General features: G+C 68.7%; 18 protein-coding genes. 12 read left to right on the plus strand and 6 right to left on the minus strand.

From position 1 onward, the window contains the following. Window positions 1–818, minus strand: an 818-nt coding sequence (locus AC5RV2_RS06850) for an ROK family protein (RefSeq protein ID WP_494091735.1), incomplete at its 3' end; no start/stop codon positions are given. A gap of 116 nt (window positions 819–934) precedes the next feature. Between AC5RV2_RS06850 and AC5RV2_RS06855 the strand changes: the two genes are divergently transcribed. The 9 genes from AC5RV2_RS06855 to AC5RV2_RS06895 all read left to right on the plus strand — a co-directional run bounded on the left by AC5RV2_RS06855 (window position 935) and on the right by AC5RV2_RS06895 (window position 11,002). Further along, window positions 935–2,686 carry a sugar ABC transporter ATP-binding protein gene (locus tag AC5RV2_RS06855; protein WP_494091736.1) on the plus strand — a complete coding sequence of 584 codons (1,752 nt, stop codon included), beginning with the start codon at window positions 935–937 and terminating at the stop codon, window positions 2,684–2,686. Next, complete coding sequence (locus AC5RV2_RS06860) at window positions 2,683–3,732, plus strand: ABC transporter permease (RefSeq protein WP_494069446.1); 1,050 nt, start codon at window positions 2,683–2,685, stop codon at window positions 3,730–3,732. Before AC5RV2_RS06855 ends, AC5RV2_RS06860 begins: the two co-directional genes overlap by 4 nt. Next, a complete protein-coding gene (locus AC5RV2_RS06865) occupies window positions 3,729–4,835 on the plus strand; it encodes an ABC transporter permease (RefSeq protein WP_494091737.1) in 1,107 nt (368 codons plus the stop codon). The genes AC5RV2_RS06860 and AC5RV2_RS06865 overlap by 4 nt, the downstream gene beginning before the upstream one ends. 1 nt (window position 4,836) lies before the next feature. Then, window positions 4,837–6,072 carry a substrate-binding domain-containing protein gene (locus tag AC5RV2_RS06870; protein ID WP_494091738.1) on the plus strand — a complete coding sequence of 412 codons (1,236 nt, stop codon included), beginning with the start codon at window positions 4,837–4,839 and terminating at the stop codon, window positions 6,070–6,072. Between the two features lie 229 nt (window positions 6,073–6,301). Beyond that, on the plus strand, window positions 6,302–7,150 hold the full coding sequence (locus AC5RV2_RS06875) for a sugar phosphate isomerase/epimerase family protein (protein ID WP_494091739.1): 849 nt from the start codon (window positions 6,302–6,304) through the stop codon (window positions 7,148–7,150). 101 nt (window positions 7,151–7,251) lie between these two features. After that, complete coding sequence (locus AC5RV2_RS06880; protein WP_494091740.1) at window positions 7,252–8,442, plus strand: Gfo/Idh/MocA family protein; 1,191 nt, start codon at window positions 7,252–7,254, stop codon at window positions 8,440–8,442. Continuing rightward, window positions 8,432–9,427 carry a sugar phosphate isomerase/epimerase family protein gene (locus AC5RV2_RS06885; RefSeq protein WP_494091741.1) on the plus strand — a complete coding sequence of 332 codons (996 nt, stop codon included), beginning with the start codon at window positions 8,432–8,434 and terminating at the stop codon, window positions 9,425–9,427. Before AC5RV2_RS06880 ends, AC5RV2_RS06885 begins: the two co-directional genes overlap by 11 nt. Window positions 9,428–9,779: 352 nt before the next feature. Then, window positions 9,780–10,604, plus strand: a complete 825-nt coding sequence (gene nadE / locus AC5RV2_RS06890; RefSeq protein WP_494091742.1) for an NAD(+) synthase — start codon at window positions 9,780–9,782, stop codon at window positions 10,602–10,604. Window positions 10,605–10,651: 47 nt separating this feature from the next. Then, window positions 10,652–11,002, plus strand: a complete 351-nt coding sequence (locus AC5RV2_RS06895) for a DUF5655 domain-containing protein (RefSeq protein WP_494091743.1) — start codon at window positions 10,652–10,654, stop codon at window positions 11,000–11,002. A gap of 88 nt (window positions 11,003–11,090) precedes the next feature. Here the strand turns inward: AC5RV2_RS06895 and AC5RV2_RS06900 are convergent, their stop codons facing one another. Beyond that, window positions 11,091–11,765 carry a uracil-DNA glycosylase family protein gene (locus tag AC5RV2_RS06900; protein WP_494091744.1) on the minus strand — a complete coding sequence of 225 codons (675 nt, stop codon included), beginning with the start codon at window positions 11,763–11,765 and terminating at the stop codon, window positions 11,091–11,093. 192 nt (window positions 11,766–11,957) lie between these two features. Between AC5RV2_RS06900 and AC5RV2_RS06905 the strand changes: the two genes are divergently transcribed. Together AC5RV2_RS06905 and AC5RV2_RS06910 are read left to right on the plus strand one after the other, a co-directional pair. Continuing rightward, window positions 11,958–12,761 (plus strand): exodeoxyribonuclease III, encoded by an 804-nt coding sequence (locus tag AC5RV2_RS06905; RefSeq protein ID WP_494074400.1) that lies wholly within the window; start codon window positions 11,958–11,960, stop codon window positions 12,759–12,761. A gap of 1 nt (window position 12,762) precedes the next feature. Continuing rightward, window positions 12,763–13,587 (plus strand): DUF8083 family protein, encoded by an 825-nt coding sequence (locus tag AC5RV2_RS06910; protein WP_494091745.1) that lies wholly within the window; start codon window positions 12,763–12,765, stop codon window positions 13,585–13,587. A gap of 25 nt (window positions 13,588–13,612) precedes the next feature. Here AC5RV2_RS06910 and AC5RV2_RS06915 read toward each other — a convergent pair whose 3' ends face one another. From AC5RV2_RS06915 to AC5RV2_RS06930, 4 genes are all read right to left on the minus strand, one after another. Then, window positions 13,613–14,623, minus strand: a complete 1,011-nt coding sequence (locus AC5RV2_RS06915) for a LacI family DNA-binding transcriptional regulator (RefSeq protein WP_494091746.1) — start codon at window positions 14,621–14,623, stop codon at window positions 13,613–13,615. A 7-nt stretch (window positions 14,624–14,630) separates the two neighbouring features. After that, window positions 14,631–15,587 carry a carbohydrate ABC transporter permease gene (locus AC5RV2_RS06920; RefSeq protein ID WP_494091747.1) on the minus strand — a complete coding sequence of 319 codons (957 nt, stop codon included), beginning with the start codon at window positions 15,585–15,587 and terminating at the stop codon, window positions 14,631–14,633. Next, entirely contained in the window at window positions 15,584–16,549 is a 966-nt protein-coding gene (locus tag AC5RV2_RS06925; protein WP_494091748.1) for a carbohydrate ABC transporter permease, read from the minus strand. Before AC5RV2_RS06925 ends, AC5RV2_RS06920 begins: the two co-directional genes overlap by 4 nt. A 97-nt stretch (window positions 16,550–16,646) precedes the next feature. Continuing rightward, window positions 16,647–17,996, minus strand: a complete 1,350-nt coding sequence (locus tag AC5RV2_RS06930; RefSeq protein ID WP_494091749.1) for an ABC transporter substrate-binding protein — start codon at window positions 17,994–17,996, stop codon at window positions 16,647–16,649. Window positions 17,997–18,237: 241 nt separating this feature from the next. On the opposite strand from AC5RV2_RS06930, the gene AC5RV2_RS06935 reads away from it, so the two are divergent. Further along, window positions 18,238–18,994, plus strand: a 757-nt coding sequence (locus AC5RV2_RS06935) for an alpha-amylase family glycosyl hydrolase (RefSeq protein ID WP_494091750.1), incomplete at its 3' end; no start/stop codon positions are given.

Genomic DNA, 18,994 nt, shown 5'->3' on the forward strand with positions numbered 1-18,994 from the left:
GCGCCGGCGAGCGCCTCCAGGCAGCCGGTGTTCCCGCACCGGCACACCACGTCGTCGCCCCGGGGCACCCGCACATGCCCCAAGTCCCCGGCGGTGCCCTGGGCGCCGCGTTGCAGCTGCCCCGAGGAAATGATGCCGGCCCCGATCCCCGTGGCCACCTTGATCAGCATCAGGTCGGCGGTGTCGGGCCAGGCCATGGCCTGCTCGCCCAGTGCCATGATGTTGACGTCGTTGTCCACCAGCACCGGCACGTCGAAATGCTGCTGCACCCGCGCCGGGACGTCCACCCGGTCCCAGCCGGGCATGATCGGCGGATTGATCGGCCGCCCCGTGTCGTGTTCGACCGGTCCGGGCAGCCCGATGCCAAACGCGCCCAGGTCCGCCGCGCTCCGCCCCGCGTCCTTCAGCAGCCGCCCCACGGCGTCGGTCAGCCAACCGAGCACGATGTCCGGGCCGCTGGCGATGCTCAGCTCGGCACGTTCCTCGGCCAGCACGTCGCCGGAGAGGTCCGCCACCACGACCCGGGCGTGCGTGGCGCCGAGGTCGGCGCCGATCACCAGCCGTGCGGCCGGGTTGAGCGCAAACAACGACGGCGGCCTTCCGCCGGTCGAGGTCGCTCCCCCAATGGGGGCAATCAGTCCCAGCCGCATCAGCGCATCCACGCGGGCGGTCACCGTGGACCGCGCCAAGCCGGTCAACTGCGCCAGTTCGGCCCGGGTGCGCGGCTGGCCGTCGCGCAGCAGTTGGAATACCTCGCTTGCTCCGGCGGCCGGCTGGGCGGCCAGGCGTTGCGGGGGGGCGACATCGGACTTCAACACGCTTTCAGTACAGCACGCAGCACTTCTGTTTGTCTCTAGCGAAACTAACAATTCACGGTCAAACAACTTTTGCCTCACCCTCGACAAAACTATGTGACGCGTGCCACAGTGAGTGGGTGGAGCAGACGAGCAACACCGTGGCCGACAGCGGCGCCGGACGGGAGAAACCCGTTCTCGAAGTCCGCGGGCTGACCAAGAGTTTCTTCGGCAACCCCGTCCTGCAGGACGCGTCACTGACGCTGCACGCCGGCGAGGTCCACGGCGTCGTCGGGGAAAACGGCGCAGGAAAGTCGACGCTGATGAAGATCCTGGCGGGCGTGTACCAGCGTGACTCGGGAACGGTGCTGCTGGACGGCGAAAGCGTCCAGTTCAGCCATCCCACCCAGGCGCACGAAGCCGGCCTGTCCACCGTCTTCCAGGAATTCAACCTGCTGCCGGACCGCACGGTGGCCGAGAACATCTACCTGGGCCGCGAGCCCCGCAAGGGCCTGCTGGTCAACCGGGCCAAGATGAACGCCGCCACCGCGGAGCTGCTGGAGTCGCTGGGCATCGGCTCTATCCGGCCCACGGCGCTGGTCCGGTCGCTGTCCGTGGCCGAGCAGCAGATCGTCGAGATCGCCAAGGCCGTCAGCTACGAAGCCCGGATCATTTCGATGGACGAGCCGACCGCCGCGTTGTCCGGGCCGGAGGTGTCCCTGTTGTACGGGATCGTGCGGAGACTGGCCGAACGCGGCACCGGCATCCTCTACGTCTCGCACCGGCTGCGCGAGGTCTTCGACCTCTGCCAGACCATCACCGTGCTCAAGGACGGGCGTGTCGTGGGTACCAAACCGGCCGCCGAACTCGATGATGCCTCACTGGTCCGGATGATGGTTGGCCGCCCCATCTCCGCGTACTTTCCGGACAAGCTCCCGGCCGCGCCCGCGGCACAGAGCACCGACCGCAATGCCCCGTTGCTCGAACTCGCCGACGCCGGCAACGACCAGCTGGACGGCATCAGCCTGCGCCTCATGCCCGGCGAGATCGTCGGCGTCGCCGGCCTGCAGGGGTCCGGCCGCACCGAACTGCTGCAAGCGATCTTCGGCGCCGCGCCGTTCAACCGCGGCAGCATGCAGCTGGCCGGCCGTCCGGTCCGTCCGCATTCTCCCCGCCAGGCGGTGCGGCACGGCATCGCGCTGATCACCGAGGACCGCAAGGCGCAGGGCCTGAGCCTGAACCAATCGCTGCTGGACAACGCGCTGGGCGTGGTCCGCGCCGTGTTCCCCAAGCGAACCGCAACGGTGCGCCGCGCCGTCGCCGGATCGTTCAGCGCGCTGGAAGTCGTCGCCCGGGACCTGGACCAGGAGGTGCAGTACCTCTCCGGCGGCAACCAGCAAAAAATCGTGCTGGCCAAGTGGCTGGCGGTGTCCCCGGGCGTGGTGCTGCTGGACGAACCGACCCGGGGCATCGACGTCGGGGCCAAGGTGGCGGTGTACCGGCTGATGCGCCAGCTGGCGGCCGAGGGGAAGGGCGTCCTGATGGTTTCCAGCGAGCTGCCCGAGGTGATCGGGATGTCCGACCGGGTCCTGGTAATGCGCGACGGGCAGATTGCCGGTGAGCTGCCGGCCGGCGCCACGGAGGAGGAAATCCTGCGGCTGGCTACCGGCGCGCGGGTACCGGGCGCGGCCTCCGACGGCCCCCCGCCGGCTTCGGACCACGACGGCGGCGCTCCTCTTCCAGCCGCAGGGCACGACGGCGGCGCCCGCCTCGGGGACGCGGACCACGACGGCGGCGCCCGCCTTGGGGACGCAGGGCGCGTTGGGGACGCAGGCCGCGGCGGCGGGTCACATCTGGCGGAGGACCGCGGCACCACGGGAGGGACACCATGACGACCACGCAAACCCCGGCCCGCACCCGGCGGGCACGGGCCGGCGGCGGCTTCTTCGCGCGGCTGACCTCCACCCAGATCGTGTACCTGGTGGCTCTGCTGACCCTGATCGCCGGCAGCATCCTGGTGGCCACGGCCGGCCGGAACTTCTTCAGCCCGGGCAACATCTCCGCCATCCTGACCGGCACCAGCGTGCTGGGCTTCATCGCCATCGGCCAGACCTTGGTGATCCTGGTCGGCAGCCTGGACCTCTCGGTGCCCTACGTGACCAGCCTGGCCAGCCTGATAGCGGCCGGGGTGATGGCCAACCGGAGCGAAAACGTGCCGGCCGCCGTGCTGCTGGCACTGGGCGTCTCCGCCGTCATCGGCCTTGCCAACGGACTGATCGTTGCCGGCCTCAAGGTGCACGGGTTCATCGCCACGCTCGGCATGGGCCTGGTGATCAGCGGCTACCTGGGCACCAATTACAAGGGCAGTTTTGGCCAGACCCCGTTCTCCTTCCGGCTGATCGGCGCCACCGGGATAGGGCCGGTGCCGATCTCCACCCTCATCATGCTCGCCTGCGCCGCCCTGGTGCTGCTGATGCTGCACCGCACGCGCATGGGGCACCACATCTACGCCGTCGGCGGCGACAGCAACGTGGCCCGGATGTCCGGTATTCGCGTCCCGGGCGCGGTGATCACCGCCCACGTCATCTGCTCCACCCTCTCCGGCATGGCCGGACTGCTGCTGGCCAGCCGGCTGGGCGTCGGCAGCCCAACGGTCGGCTCGCAGGGCGGTTATGACCTGCTCTCGATCGCCGCCGTCGTCCTGGGAGGGACGCTGCTGGCCGGCGGCAAGGGCTCCGTTACCGGCACCCTGGGCGGCGTGCTGATCTTCGCGATGCTGGACAACATCATGTCCGTGCTCCAGATCAACCCGTTCCTGAAGGACGTGGTCCGCGGCGTGGTGATCGTCGTCGCCGTCGCCGTCTATGCCCGCCGCACCATCGTCGCCCGGCCGCCGCGCTACGGGCACGGCGGCCAACAGCAGGAGGTGCAGGCATGAGCACGGTTCTGGATTCGGAGGCCGGCGGCAGGGTCCTGCAGCAGAACCGGGCCGGCCTCGGCGAGCGCTTCCTGCGCAGCCTGCGGACGCCCGGCGGCGGCATCTTCGTGCTCCTGGCCGCGCTGCTGGTCGCCATCATCATCCTGAACCCGTCGTTCGGCGAGCCGGGGTCCTTCATCCGCTTCATCGGCAGGACGGCCCCGATTGCGATCGCCGCCATCGGGCAGTACTTCGTGATCGTTTCCGGCGAGTTCGACCTGTCCATGGGATCGGTAGTGACCATGCAGGTGATCGTGGCCGGCAACCTGATCGGCCAGGACGACGCCAAGGTCATCCCCGTGCTGGCGCTGATGTTCGTCCTCGGGGCGGTCATCGGGCTGATCAACGGCCTGGTCACCACCCTGCTCAAGGTCCCCAGCTTCATCGTGACCCTGGGCATGATGCTGGCGCTGCTGGGCCTGGTGCTCAACTGGACCGGCGGCGCCGCCCAGGGCAACCCGGCGGACAGCTTCCGGCAAATAGGCCGCGGCGGCATCGAAAACGTGCCGGTGCTGGAGGTCATCCCCTATCCGGTCATCATCCTGGCGGCCGTCGCCGTGCTCGCCGTCTGGATGATGCGCCGGCCCTACGGGCGCACGCTGGTCGCCGTCGGCGACAACGACGTGGCCGCGGCCCTGACCGGCGCCCGGGTCTGGTGGGTGCGCACGCGGGCCTTCATGCTTTCGTCGCTGGCCGCCACAGTCTCGGGGATCCTGCTGGTCGGGTACGCCGGGGTCCATCCGTCGGTGGGCCAGGGCTACGAGTTCACGGCGATCACCGCCGTCGTACTGGGTGGGGTGGTGCTGGGCGGCGGCCGCGGCTGGGTGCTCTCTGCGGCGGCCGGCGCGTTCGCCCTGGAGTTGCTGTTCACGCTGCTGAATTTCCTGGGCGTGGCATCCACCTGGCGGGACACCGTGCAGGGCGCCATCATCATCGTCGCTGTTGCTGCCGCCGCGCAGTCCTGGCAGCGCAAGCGGCGCGGGGGCTCTGCGGCCGCGCATTCCGAACAACACGTCATCGCGGCACCAGAGCCCGCTGAGGGCACCGACAAGGGAGGGAACTGAAATGACGGGAAAACGTCTAAGTACCGCGGTCGCGCTCACAGCGGCCGCGTCGTTAATGGCCATGACCGGCTGTACCACCGATCCGTCAATCACCGAGGAGACCGGCGGACCCGGCGGCGCGGCCAGCCCGTCACCGGCGGAAACCACGGAGGCCTCCACGGAATGGTTCGACCAGGCCGTCTACGACGAACAGTTCGAACAGCGGACCGCCGAATTCCAGGGCGACCCGGAGCAGCCGTGGCTTCAGTACATCGACGGCGAGATGACCGACACCGCCGACTTCGCCTCCGAAGGCGCCAAGAAGGTCTGCTTCGCCAACGCGTCGATCTCCAACCCGTGGCGGCAGACCGGCTGGATCACCATGAACCAGCAGCTGCAGGTGCTCCAGGACGAAGGCGTGATTTCCGAGATGGAAACCCGCGACGCGCAGGACGACTCGAACACCCAGATTGCCGACATCGATTACTTCATCAGTGAAGGCGACTGCGACGCGTTCATCATCTCGCCGAACGCTACCGCTGCGCTGACGCCGGCGGTGGAGCGCGCCTGCGAGACCGGCAAGCCGGTGGTCGTGTTCGACCGCGGCGTGGAAACCGACTGCGCCACCACGTTCATCCACCCGATCGGCGGGTTCGCCTGGGGCATCGACACCGCCAACTTCCTCACCGAACGGCTGCAGGAAGGCGACAAGGTGGTGGCCCTGCGCATCCTGCCCGGCGTGGACGTGCTGGAGCAGCGCTGGGCGGCGGCGGAGAAGATCTTCGAGGAGAACGGCATCGAAGCCACCGATTACTTCACCGGCGCCGACCCGACCGAGATCAAGAAGATCATCTCCGACGAGCTCGCCACCGGCGATGTCCAGGGTGTCTGGATGGATGCCGGCGACGGCGCGGTCGCTGCGATCGAGGCGTTCGAGGACGCGGGCAAGGACCTGCCGGTGATGACCGGCGAGGACGAGCTGAGCTTCCTGCGCAAGTGGAAGGACACCGGCATCGACGCGCTGGCTCCGGTCTACTCCAACTTCCAGTGGCGCACGCCGCTGCTGGCCGTGCAGAAGATCTTCGCCGGCGAGGAAGTCCCGACCGAGTGGGTGCTGCCGCAGGTTCCGATCCCCGCCGACGAGCTGGACGACTGGCTGCAACGCAACGACGGCATGCCGGACGGCCACTACGCGAAGTTCGGCGGCGAAGACCTGCCCGGCTATCCGGAGGTCTGGCAGGAACGCCAGATTCCGTAGAACGTGCGGGCCGGCCGGGCCCGGGGAGGGTGCCCGGCCGGCCCGCCAACTCCCGCAAGGACAGGTATCCGCCGGACCCCGGCGCGGGCGCGGGCCGAAGCCCGGCGCGAGCGCGGGCCGTTTGCGCCAGCATCCCCGCATGTTCCCGCGGGAACGCACCGGCGGCGCGGCAGCGTCCGACGGCAACCGGACGAGATGCACCAGCAGCGGCAGACAAAGGAGACGGATCATGGACCGGCCGATCGGCGTCAACACCTGGGTGTGGCAGTCGCCGCTGCGCGACGCCGAGCTGCCCGGGCTGCTGGCGAAGATCGCCGGCATGGGCTTTGACGGCGTCGAACTGCCGCTGGAGAACGTCGGCGACTTCACCGCCGGCACCGCCCGGGACGCCCTCGCGGCCACGGGCCTGAAGCCCTACATCGTGGGCGCCATGGCACCCGGCCGCGAATTGGTCCTGGCCGACGCCGGGTCGGTGCAGGCAACCCAGTACTATCTGGCGGCCTGCATCGGCCTGGCACACGACGTCGGCGCGCAGGCGGTGTGCGGCCCGTTCTACGCCAGCACGGGGCGGGTGTGGCGGATCGACGCCGAAGACCGAGCCACAGCGTACCGCCAGCTGCGGGAGAACCTAGCGCCGCTGGCCGCCCAAGCCGAGGCGGCCGGCGTCGTACTGGGAATTGAGCCACTCAACCGGTACGAGACTTCGCTGGTCAACACCGTGGAACAGGCGCTCGACGCGCTGGGACCGCTGCTCGGCCGCGGGGTGGGGCTGGCGCTGGACAGCTACCACCTGAACATCGAGGAACGCTCCAGCGCCGCCGCCATCCGCGCGGCCGGCGAACACCTGGCCCACCTGCAGGTGTGCGGCAACGACCGCGGGGCTCCGGGCGGTGACCAGACCGACTGGCCGGCGCTGGTCAAGGCGCTGGACGACGTGGGCTACGCCGGCCCGCTGAACATCGAGAGTTTCACCGCGGACAACGCCGCCATCGCGACGGCCGCATCGATCTGGCGCCCGCTGGCGCCGAGCCAGGATCAACTGGCCGAGGACGGGCTGGCGTTCCTGCGCAGCCTCTAGCCATGCGTCCCGGCGTCGAGCTGCCACCCGAAGACGGACGGCAGCCCATCCCGCCGCAGCACCAGCCGCACCACCGACCGACGAGCACGAAGGAGAAGACGATGACCGCCAATCCGGACTCGCCGCTGGGGGTGGCGGTGCTGGGACATGCCTTCATGGGCAAGGCACACTCCAATGCCTGGCGCAACGTGTCCGCCTTCTATCCCGGCGGGCCCGCGGTGGCCCGGCGGGTCCTGGTCGGCCGGAATGCCGACGGCGTGGCCGCGGACGCGGCCCGGTACGGCTGGACGGAGGGCTCCACGGACTGGCGGGCCGTCCTTGAGCGCGACGATGTGCAGATCGTGGACATCTGCACCCCCGGCCACCTGCATGCCGACCTGGCCGTGGCCGCGCTGGAGGCGGGCAAGCACGTGATGGTGGAGAAGCCGCTGGCCAACTCGGTGGCCGAAGCCGAGCGCATGGCCGCCGCGGCCCGCGCCGCCGGAGCGGCCGGCGTCCGGTCGATGGTCGGCTTCAACTACCGGCGGGTGCCGGCGCTGGCCCTGGCGCGCCAATTGATCGCCGAAGGCAGGATCGGCGCCGTGCGGCAGGTGCGGGTCGCCTACCTGCAGGACTGGCTGGCCGACGACGCCGCCCCGATGACCTGGCGGTTGCGCCGGGAGACCGCCGGCTCCGGGGCGCTCGGCGACCTGGCTTCGCACGCGGTGGACCAGATCCACTTCCTGCTCGGCGCGCGGGTCACGTCGGTCTCCGCCACGCTCAACACGTTCGTCGAAACCAGGCAGGGACCGGACGGGCCCGAACCGGTGACGGTCGACGACGCCGCCTGGGCCACCCTGCGGCTCGATTCCGGCGCGGTGGCCAGCCTGGAGGTCAGCAGGATGGCCGCGGGCCGCAAGAACGCGCTGCGGATCGAGGTCTACGGATCCGCCGGGCACCTGGGCTTCGACCTGGAGCGGCTCAACGAGCTCTCCTATTACGACGCCGGGGCCCCGCCGGGGCTCGCGGGTGCGGCGAGGATCCTCGTCACCGAGGAGACGCACCCGTACCTGCAGGCATGGTGGCCGCCCGGGCACGTGCTCGGCTGGGACCACACGTTCACCAGCCAGGCGGCCGATTTCCTGGCCGCGGTGGCAACCGGCCGGGCACCCAGCCCAAGCTTCGAGGACGGCCTGGCGGTGCAGAAGGTGCTGGACGCCATCGTGCGCAGCGCCGGGCAGGCGGGCACCGCCGTCGTCCTTGCCGAAACCGACACCCGCGCCGACTATGCAGGAGCAACCGATGGCCCGTAATTTCACGCTGTTCACCGGCCAGTGGGCGGACCTGCCCCTGGAGAAAGTGGCCGAACTGGCCGCGGGCTGGGGCTACGACGGCCTGGAGATCGCAGTGTCCGGCGACCACCTGGATGCCTGGCGCTGGGACGACGACGACTACATCGCCGACCGGCTCGGCATCCTGGAGCGCAACGGCCTGCGTGTCTGGGCGATTTCCAACCACCTGAAGGGCCAGGCGGTGTGCGACGACCCGATCGACTTCCGCCATCAGGCGATCGTCGGCGAGCGCGTGTGGGGCGACGGCGAGCCGGAGGGCGTGCGGTCGCGGGCGGCCGCGGAGATGAAGCACACCGCGCGGCTGGCGCAGCGGCTCGGGGTGAAGACGGTGGTGGGGTTCACCGGGTCCTCGATCTGGCAGTACGTGGCGATGTTTCCGCCGGTGCCGGCCGACGTGATCGAGGCCGGCTACCGGGACTTCGCCGACCGGTGGAACCCGATCCTGGACGTGTTCGACGAGTGCGGGGTCCGGTTCGCGCACGAGATCCACCCCTCTGAGATCGCCTACGACTACTGGTCGACCGTGCGGGCGCTGGAGGCGCTGGGGCACCGCGAGGCGTTCGGCATCAACTGGGATCCCAGCCACATGATGTGGCAGGACATCGACCCGGTCTCGTTGATCTGGGACTTCAAGGACCGGATCTACCACGTGGACTGCAAGGACACGAAGCTGCGGATCACCGGGCGCAACACGCGGCTGGGATCGCACCTGCCGTGGGGCGACCCGCGGCGCGGCTGGGACTTCGTCTCCACCGGGCGCGGCGACGTGCCCTGGGAGGCCAGCTTCCGGGCGCTGGCGGCGATCGGCTACGACGGGCCGATCTCGGTTGAGTGGGAAGACGCCGGGATGGACCGGCTGCAGGGGGCGCCGGAAGCCCTGAGGTTCCTCAAGCGGTTCGACTTCGATCCGCCGCAGGCCTCCTTCGACGCCGCGTTCAAGCAGTAGGGGCGGCGGGCACGGGTGGCACCGTGGCCGACCCGTTCGCTCCCAGGTATGGGCCTAACTTCCCACGTCTAAGAACCCCGCAAGCCGCTGACCTGCGGCGATGCCGGAAGTCTATTCAAGACATGGGAGCGAAAGTGCTCTCTGCCTGCTGCCAGCCCCCTGCCTCCCGAACACGCTGGCTGTCCAAGTTCAACAGGAATTGTTCATGTTTTGGAGGGATCTGCGGCCCTGACCTGCGGCGATGCCGAACGGCCGCCCAAAACAAGGACAACCGGTTCCCCATGCTGGATCCGTGCGGACCTGCCCGCCGGGCTCTCTGCAACCGGCCCGGGTCCTTTAGTAGGCTGTGGCCATGCGCGAACTCCAGGCCACGATCATTGACGAACTGGGCGTCCAGCCCTCCATCGACCCGTCGCAGGAAGTCGCACGGCGCGTCGGATTTTTGAGGGACTACCTCAAGACCACCGGCACCAAGGGTTTTGTGCTGGGCATCAGCGGCGGCGTCGACTCCAGCCTCGCCGGCAAGCTGGCCCAACTGGCGGTCGACGAACTCGAGGCAGAAGGCGTCGAAGCCACCTTCGTCGCGGTGCGCCTGCCCTACGGGGTCCAGCACGATGAAGCCGACGCCCAGGCAGCCATGGATTTCATCCGGCCGAAAACGTCGTGGACGTTCAACATCAAGTCGGCCGTCGACGGCTTCGAGTCCGAATTCACGACGACGACCGGCGAAGAGATCACCGACTTCAACAAGGGCAACATTAAGGCGCGGGCACGGATGATGGCCCAGTACGCGCTGGCCGGCCAGCACAACTACCTGGTGCTGGGCACGGACCACGGCGCCGAGTCGGTCACCGGCTTCTTCACCAAGTTCGGCGACGGCGCCGCCGACGTGCTGCCCCTGTTCGGACTTAACAAGCGCCAAAACCGGCAACTGTTAGAGCACCTTGGCGCCAGCGACCAGGTGGCACACAAGGTGCCGACGGCAGACCTGTTGGACACCACGCCGGGCCGCACCGACGAGGACGAGCTGGGGATCAGCTACGACCACATCGACGACTACCTTGAGGGCCGCGCCATCCCCGACGAGGTCGCCGAGAAGATCGAGCAACGCTACCTGATGACCCGGCACAAGCGGACCACCCCGGTGTCCATCCTCGACAAGTGGTGGCAGGGCTAGGCCCCCTCCAGATGGGCGGGGCTGGCTGAGCGGGAAGGGGCCCGGCCGTGGAGCTGGATGAATTCCTCGCCGGCAGGAACCCGGAAGCGGTCGCGCTGTTCCACGCGTTTCGCGGGACCGTGCTGTCCCTCGGTCCTGTCTACGAACGGGTGCATCGGACCGAAGTCGCGTGGGCGGACAGACGGGTCTTCGCGGACGCGTTCACTATCTCCAACCGGCTGGAAGTTGTCGTCCATCTGCTGCGGCGGGTCGACCACCCGCAGCTGCTGCAGGCGTTCCCGACCACCCAAAAGGTCATGACGCACCGGCTGTCCATTACGGTACCGGAGCAGCTGGACGAAACCATCGAGGCGCTGCTGGCCGAAGCCTTTGACACCGTTGGCCCGGGCACCCGCTGACCGTCACCCGGCCAGGTGGAGGGGGCAGGTTCGCGGAACCGTCAGCCGACCAAGTGACTCGCGGCCGGCCTGAGGATCCGGCACCCGCTCAGACGAAGCGGAGCCGGCCGGCCTGCGGAACCGCCACCCGGCCAGGTGGAGTACGGCCCGCCTGCTGATGCGTCAGCCGACCAAGCTCTTCGCCCGCATCACTGCCTTGGAACTCGTCCTGGTTCTTCCGGCTGATCATCGCCCGGCCACCGGGGCTGGGCGCCTTGATGACGGTCGGGCGGGTGAACGCACCCATGTGTTTAGCCCACTGGGTCTTGGTGAAGGTCCCGCACAGCACGACGGCTTGAAGCCGAGGCAGCAGCCCCAGGACGGACTTCAGCGCCTTGACGCCGGCTATCGTCTGGACCGGAGTCGGCTCGGCGCCGTCGAGGAAAAACGGCACGGTATTCCAGAGGAGAACCCCCTCGTGCAGCTCCGCTTCCTGGCGTTCGTTCCAGCACCGCTCGGCCGCCTGGTCGGGGTTGTCTACGGAGACGAATCCCGGCCCCTCTGCGGTGACCGTTTGGCTTCCCGGGCTATCGAGCAGAAAGAGCACCCGCGCCTCAACGCCCGCATCCGCCGGATCAAAATGCGGGACGGGCTCCTTGCGGGTCCGCGCGTAGGCGTCCCGCCATTCCTCAAGCTTCTGTATGGCCGGCTCGGATTGCAGCATGGCTTGCCGCCGCTGCTGTTCGAGTGGATCTGCTAAAGACTGCGGCTTATCAGCAAACATCTCTCCAACATACCCCTGAAGCCATGGGGCCGTGAGGGATTCGACGGCGGGCCCAGCCGCCCGAGAGCCGAGCACAGCCTGCCGCCGCCCGAGGGTCCAGCCGCCCCGGGCGGCGAGTGCACCGCCCCGACGGCGGGCCAAGCCGCCCCGAGCGGCGAGCACAGCCTGCCGCCGTTGGGTAACGTAGCTGTTGTGAAGATTGCTACCTGGAATGTGAACTCGATCCGTGCCCGCGCCGACCGCGTTGAGTCCTGGCTGCAGCGCTCCGACGTGGATGTGCTGGCCATTCAGGAGACCAAGGCCAAGGATGAGAACTTCCCGTGGGACCTGTTCGAGAAGAACGGCTACGAGGTGGCGCACTTCGGCCTCAACCAGTGGAACGGCGTGGCCATCGCCTCCCGGGTGGGCCTGGATGACGTGGAACGGACGTTCGACGGGCAGCCGCACTTCGGCAAGACCGAGGACACCACCGCCGCCGAGGCCCGGGCCATCGGGGCGACCTGCGGCGGCGTGCGCGTGTGGAGCCTGTATGTCCCCAACGGCCGCACGGTCGACGATCCCCACATGCCCTACAAGTTGAACTGGCTCAAGGCCCTCAAGGAAGAGGCCGCCGGCTGGATCCAGGCAGACCCGACGCTCCCCGTCGCACTGATGGGCGACTGGAACATCGCTCCCACCGACGACGACGTCTGGGACATCGATTGGTTCCGCGCGCAGAACGCGACGCACGTGACCGAACCCGAGCGCGCCGCCTTCCGCGCGTTCGAAGAGGCCGGATTCGTCGACGTCGTCCGCCCGCACACGCCCGGGCCGGGCGTCTACACCTATTGGGACTACACGCAGCTGCGCTTCCCCAAGAAGGAAGGCATGCGCATCGACTTCATCCTGGGCTCCCCGGCGCTGGCCTCCCGGGTCACCGGGGCGATGATCGACCGCGAAGAGCGCAAGGGCAAGGGCGCCTCGGACCACGCGCCGGTCATCGCGGAGCTGGACTGAGATGAAGTTCCCGTACGTCTCCTACCTGCGGGTCTTCGAACCACTGGATGTGTTCGACGACGACCAGCAGCTGCTCATCATGAGCCAGCGCGGCCGCGGCAGGGACGTCACGGAGGATCTGGACCGGGGTGACTCGCTGCGCCGGATCACCCGCACCGTGTCGGACCCGTTTCCGCACTCCAGCAACGACCTGATCCGGGTCCTCCACTATCCGACGCCCGAGGGCATCACCACGCCGCGGTACTGCCCCAACCAGCTGGCCGTCCGCAGCACCCTGGCCGCCGAATCGCTCTCCAGCAGCCTGCGCGATCCGCTGCTGGGGCTGCTGGTGCCCGAAGCGGCGCGGGACGCCCAGCAGTCCCGGCTGGACCCGGACAACTTTGTGGACGCCTTGGCCAAGCTGCACACGCGCAGCTCCACCTGGGGCATCCCGTTCGGCTGGTTCGTGCTGTTCCGCGAGGACGACCACACCGAAAAGGTGGAGAGCGACCACACGCTGCGGACGGTCCGACTGGCCGCCCCGGTCCCGCAGTGCATCGACCGGGCCCGTTACGCCGCCGCTTCGCTGGCCCTCGCCGCCCCGGGCCTGGACCTGCTGGAAGAACTGACCGAGCTGACCGAGTGGCTGGAAACCTTCACCGCGGACGGCATCGTGGAGCTCGATTACGGCCGCGTGGCAGAGCTGGTCTACCCGGACGAATCACCCTCGGACGTGCACGCCGGGATCGAATCGCTGGCCGACGGCGACATGACCGGCGCCGCCGCCGCCTACCGCCGCCTGGCCGGCCGCTGGATCAAGATCCGCCAGCTGGCCCGCGCGTCCTAACCACCGGCCCGAGCCCAACCGGCAATCACGACGACGGCGGGGCGGTCGAGGCCCGGATCACCAGCTCGTGCGGCTGGATGCGCGGCACGTCCAGCCGCGCCTTCCCCTGCAGTTCGGCCAGCAGCAGCCGGGCCGCGTAGGCCCCCTGCTGGTCCGGCCGCTGCCGGACGGTCGTCAGCCCCATCGGCTCGGCGAACTCGTGGTCGTCGATGCCCACCACGGAAACGTCCTCGGGGACCCGCAGCCCGCGCTCCTGCGCGGCCCTCAGTGCGCCGAAGGCCATCTCGTCCGCGGAGGCGAAGATCGCCGTCGGCCGTTCCCCGGGTGCGTCGAGGAGCGTCCCGGCTGCGGTCCTGCCGCCGGCGAACCGGAAGTCGCCCATGGCCAGCCATTCCGGCCGTACCCGCAGCCCGTGCCGGGCCATCGTGTCCCGGAAGGCCAGCTCGCGGCGGCGCGGCACGTCGAAGTCGATCCCGTAGGCGCCGCCGCCCTGCAGGTGCGCGATCCGCGTGTGCCCGAGCCCGATGAGATGCTCGACGGCCTCGGCGGCCGCGGCGGTGTCATCCACGCTCACGCTGCGCAGACCGTCCACCTGGCCGCCGACGATCACGTTCGGATACTCCAGCGCCTGCAGCGCCGCCAGTTCGTCCGCGGTCAGCTCCATGCACATCACCAACAGCGCGTCGATCCGCTTGCGCAGCATGGACCGGTGGAACACCCGTTCGCGGTTGGTGCCGGTGCCGCCCAGACTGAACACGATCAGGTCGTAGCCGGCCGCCCGCAACACCCGGTCCACGCCTTCCAGGCCGGACGCGAAGTACCACCGGTCGATCACCGGCAGCAGCACGCCCATGGCCCTCGTGCGGCCTGATGCCAGGTGGGCCGCCGACGACGACGGCACGTAGCCCAGCGAGTCCGCGGTCGCCAGCACGCGGTCGCGGGTGGCCATGGAGACCCCGGACAAGCCGCGCAGGGCACGGGAAACCGTTGCGGTCGAGACGCCGGCGGCCCGCGCGACGTCGTCGATCCCGGTCACGGCGCGCTCACCCCTTAAGGCCACCAGCCAGCAGGCCGCGGACAAAGTAGCGCTGCAGGCCGAAGAACACCGCCAGCGGCACGATCATGGAAACGAACGCGCCGGCGGTCAACCGGTGCCACTCGTCGCCGCGGGTGCCCGTCAGCTCGGCCAGCCGCTGGGTGATCGGCGCGACGTCGGCGGTGCCTCCGGAGAACACCAGGGCCACCAGCAGGTCGTTCCAGACCCACAGGAACTGGAAGATGCCGAAGGAGGCGATCGCCGGCACGGACAGCGGCAGGATGATCCGCCAGAAGATGGTCGCGTGCCCGGCGCCGTCCACCCGCGCCGCCTCGATGACCTCGCCGGGGATCTCGGAGATGAAGTTGTGCAGCAGGAAGATGGCCAGCGGCAGCGCGAAGATGGTGTGCGCGAGCCACAGCTGGGCGTAGGTTCCGGCCGGCAGCAGCTGGAACTCGCCGATCTTGAGGTTGATGAACAGCGAGAGCAGCGGGATCAGCGCCATCTGCAGCGGCACGATCTGCAGCGCGAACACCACAATGAACAGGGTGTCCTTGCCGCGGAACCTGCCCCAGGCGAACACGTAGGCCGCCATCGAGGCGATCACCAGGGGGATCAGGGTGCCGGGGATGACGATCGCCAGCGAGTTGATGAAGTACTGCCCCAGGTTGGACGCGGACCCGCCCTTGGAGGCCAGCACGTCGGTGTAGTTCTCGGTGGTGAACTGCAGGTCGCCCAGGATGTTCCACCAGCCGTTGGCCTGGATGTTGTCTTCCGGGCGCAGCGAGGAAATGAACAGGCCGAAGGTCGGCACGGTCCAGATGACGGCGATGAGGATGGCTGCCGCGGTGGCCCCGCGCGAGGTCAGGCGCTGCTTGACCCGCCGGGGGATCGGGATCTGCTGTTCGGTGGTGCTGGCCAGGACGGCGTCGGGAGCGGTGGGGATGGCAGGCGTTGCGCTCATCGGATTTCCCTCTGCTTCTTCAGCTGCCGGGCGTTGTAGACGACGATCGGCAGCACCATCAGGAACAGGATCAAGGCCAGCGCGGCGCCGCGTCCGGGTTCGTTGGCGCGGAACGCCTGGGTGTACATCTCGTTGGCCACCACCGATGTCTCGAAGTTTCCGGCGGTCATGGTCCGCACGATGTCGAAGACCTTTAGCGTGCCGATCGTGATGGTGGTGACCACCACGATCAGGGCCCCTCGGATGGACGGGATGGTGATGGAGCGGAACTGCTGCCAGGCGCTGGCCCCGTCCAGCCGCGCCGCCTCCACGATTTCGGTGGGGATGCCCTTGATCGCCGCGGAGAGGATCACCATGGCGAAGCCGGTCTGGATCCAGACCATGACCGCGATCAGGAAGAACGTGTTCTCCGGCGCGTCCAGCAGGAACTGCTTGGGTTCGCCGCCAAACCACACCAACACCTGGTTCAGCAGACCGATCTGTTCGCGTTCGCCGCCGCGGTACGTGTACATGAATTTCCAGATCACGCCCGCGCCCACCATGGAGATGGCCATCGGCATGAACACCAGCGCCTTCAGCGCCTTCTCGCCGCGCGCCCGGTCGATGAACACCGCGTAAGCCAGGCCGATGCCGGTCGACAGCAGCGGCACCAGGATTACCCACAGCAGCGTGTTCCGCAGCGTGACCAGCGCTTCGGGCTGGGTGAACATCCACACGAAGTTGTCCATGCCGTTCGGCGTTCCGGTGCGGTCCGTGAACGCCAGGTACGTGGTCTGGATGGCCGGCCACACCAACCCGATGCCCAGGAGTACGACGGCGGGGGCCAGGAATCCGATGATCGTCGCCTTGTCGCGGAACGACTTCGGGGCCCGGTCCACCAGCAGCATGATCAGGGCGATGATCGCGGCGAAGACCGCCAGGGCGGCCGCCACCTGCACGAGCTTTTCGCCAACGTCCTCCATGGCACTTACCTCCTAGGTGCGTGGAAGGGACAGGCCGTGCCCGGCCGCACCGCCTGCATCGGGTCGCAGGCGGTGCGGCCGGGCTGCCGGCGGCTGCCTAGTCGGAGGGCCAGCTGGCCTCGATGGAGTCCACGACCTCTTGCGTCGACTTGCCGTTGATCCACTCCACGATGCCGCTCCAGAAGGAGTTGGCGCCGACCGCGCCCGGCATCAGGTCCGAACCGTCGAACCGGAAGGTGGTGTCCTCCGACTGCAGCAGTTCGATGGACTGGCGGTCCAGGTCGCTGGCGGCCAGCGCCGGGTCGAGGCCCTTGTTGGCGCTGATCGCGGCGCCCTGCTCCACCCGGTTGTTGGCGAACTCGGCCGAGGCCATGAACTGCAGGTAGGCCGAGACCTCTTCGCTTTCGGTGTAGGCGGCCACGAACTCGCCGCCGCCGGTGATCGCGCTGGCGCCGGCTTCCTGGCCCGGAGTGATGAAGGCCCAGACGTCACCGTCCTCGGCCACGTTGGTGCCTTCCGGCCAGTTGGCCGCCTGGAACGTGGCCTGGTGGTGCATGGCGCAGGTGCCGTCGATCACCGGGATGCCGCCGTCGTCCACCGAGGTGGAGATGATCGAGCGGACGTCGCCGATGCCGCCGTTGACGTAGTCCTCGTTCTTCAGGATGTCGCCGACGGCGTCGAAGGCCTCGGCCACCTGCGGATCGTTGAACGGGATCTCGTGGTTGACCCACTGGTCGTAGACATCCGGTCCGGCCTGGCGCAGCAGCGCGTCCTCGATCCAGTCGGTGCCCGGCCAGCCCGTGGCCTCGCCGGACTCGAACCCGGCGCACCACGGCTTCATGGTGCCCTCGTCGGCGATGGTCTGGGTGAGTTCCATCATCTCGTCCCAGGTCTGCGGAACTTCCCAGCCCTTCTCCTGGAATGTGGCCGGAACGTACCACACGTAGCCCTTCACGCTGGCCAGCATGGGGGCGGCGTAGAAGGTGCCGTCCACGGTGCCGTAGGTCTTCCAGTCCTCGGACCAGTTTTCGTCGACCAGGTCGGACACCTCCTGCGGCGCAGGCTTCAGGTAGCCGGCCTGGGCCTGCGCGGCCAGCAGTCCGGGCTGCGGGAAGATCGCCACGTCCGGCGGATTGCCCGCTTGGGCGCGCACACCGATCTGCGTCTCGAACTCGTTGGACCCCTCGTACACCACGTCGATCCCGGTGCACTCCTCAAAGTCCACCCAGGAGTTCTCCAGCAGATCCTGCTCGGCATCGGTGATGGTCGAGTAGACGCTGACCTCGGCGCCGTCGAAGGTGCCGTAGGCCTCGTAGGCGGCGCAGTCTGCGGCAGGGGCCGGCGACTCCTCGGATTCTGTTCCTCCCCCGCAGGCGGACAGTGTCAGTGCCATGGCGCCGAGCGCGGCCACCGGCAGGACGGCCTTTCTGGAGCGTGCATAGTGCATGGTGTGACTCCTTTGTCCGGTGGCCCCGACAGAGCTGAACAGGTCAGAAGAAGCCACCAAGTACCCATCTGATAACTCGTAACGTAAACGCTTACGGTGTGTGTCGCAAGGCACATTTTCGGGGCCGCAGCGTTCGATGCCGAATCGTGATCTGCGCCGCATCCTTGGCCTTCGCTGCCTGTCAGGCACCAAAGATCATTAGGCTGGAAGTGGTCCTGACCCCCCGAATCGAGGAGAGCCAATGACCGCAGCAAACGCTCCCTGGTGGCGCGACGCCGTCATCTACCAGATCTATCCGCGCTCCTTCGCAGACCACAACGGCGACGGAATGGGCGACCTGGCCGGAATCAGCGCCAAGATCCCCTACCTGAAGAACCTGGGGGTGGACGCCATCTGGCTTTCGCCCTTCTACGTCTCCCCGCAAAACGATGCCGGCTACGACGTGGCCGACTACCGCGACGTCGACCCGCTGTTCGGCAGCCTGGCCGACTTTGACTCGTTGCTGGCGCGCGCCCACGAGCTGGGCCTGCGGGTGATTGTCGATCTGGTGCCGAACCACACGTCCGACCGGCACGAATGGTTCGTGAGCGCGCTGGCGTCCGAGGCCGGATCGCCCGAACGTGCCCGCTATGTTTTCCGGGACGGCAAGGGCCCGGACGGCAACGAGCCGCCCAACAACTGGCAGTCGGTGTTCGGCGGCGAGGCCTGGACCCGCATCACCGAACCGGACGGGACGCCCGGCCAGTGGTACCTGCACCTGTTCGACTCCACGCAGCCGGACCTGAACTGGGAGAACCCCGAGGTCCGGGCCGAAATGGTCTCCGTCCTGCGGTTCTGGCTGGACCGCGGCGTGGACGGGTTCCGGATCGACGTGGCCCATGGCCTGGTCAAGGCCGAGGGTCTGCCGGATTGGGCGGCCAAGACCTCCATGGTGGCCGGCAGCGAGCGGCTGCCGGGCGAAGATGCGCTGCCCGGCGGCGACGAACCGGCGGTCGGCC

It is taken from the genome of Arthrobacter sp. Y3225116, from assembly GCF_059091245.1.

Bases quoted from the DNA above. Each gene is read 5' to 3' on its own strand.
- AC5RV2_RS06860 (WP_494069446.1), top strand. From the start codon at position 2,683: ATGACGACCACGCAAACCCCGGCCCGCACCCGGCGGGCACGGGCCGGC.
- AC5RV2_RS06865 (WP_494091737.1), top strand. From the start codon at position 3,729: ATGAGCACGGTTCTGGATTCGGAGGCCGGCGGCAGGGTCCTGCAGCAG.
- AC5RV2_RS06870 (WP_494091738.1), top strand. From the start codon at position 4,837: ATGACGGGAAAACGTCTAAGTACCGCGGTCGCGCTCACAGCGGCCGCG.
- AC5RV2_RS06875 (WP_494091739.1), top strand. From the start codon at position 6,302: ATGGACCGGCCGATCGGCGTCAACACCTGGGTGTGGCAGTCGCCGCTG.
- AC5RV2_RS06880 (WP_494091740.1), top strand. From the start codon at position 7,252: ATGACCGCCAATCCGGACTCGCCGCTGGGGGTGGCGGTGCTGGGACAT.
- AC5RV2_RS06885 (WP_494091741.1), top strand. From the start codon at position 8,432: ATGGCCCGTAATTTCACGCTGTTCACCGGCCAGTGGGCGGACCTGCCC.
- nadE (WP_494091742.1), top strand. From the start codon at position 9,780: ATGCGCGAACTCCAGGCCACGATCATTGACGAACTGGGCGTCCAGCCC.
- AC5RV2_RS06900 (WP_494091744.1), bottom strand. From the start codon at position 11,765: ATGTTTGCTGATAAGCCGCAGTCTTTAGCAGATCCACTCGAACAGCAG.
- AC5RV2_RS06910 (WP_494091745.1), top strand. From the start codon at position 12,763: ATGAAGTTCCCGTACGTCTCCTACCTGCGGGTCTTCGAACCACTGGAT.
- AC5RV2_RS06920 (WP_494091747.1), bottom strand. From the start codon at position 15,587: ATGAGCGCAACGCCTGCCATCCCCACCGCTCCCGACGCCGTCCTGGCC.
- AC5RV2_RS06925 (WP_494091748.1), bottom strand. From the start codon at position 16,549: ATGGAGGACGTTGGCGAAAAGCTCGTGCAGGTGGCGGCCGCCCTGGCG.
- AC5RV2_RS06930 (WP_494091749.1), bottom strand. From the start codon at position 17,996: ATGCACTATGCACGCTCCAGAAAGGCCGTCCTGCCGGTGGCCGCGCTC.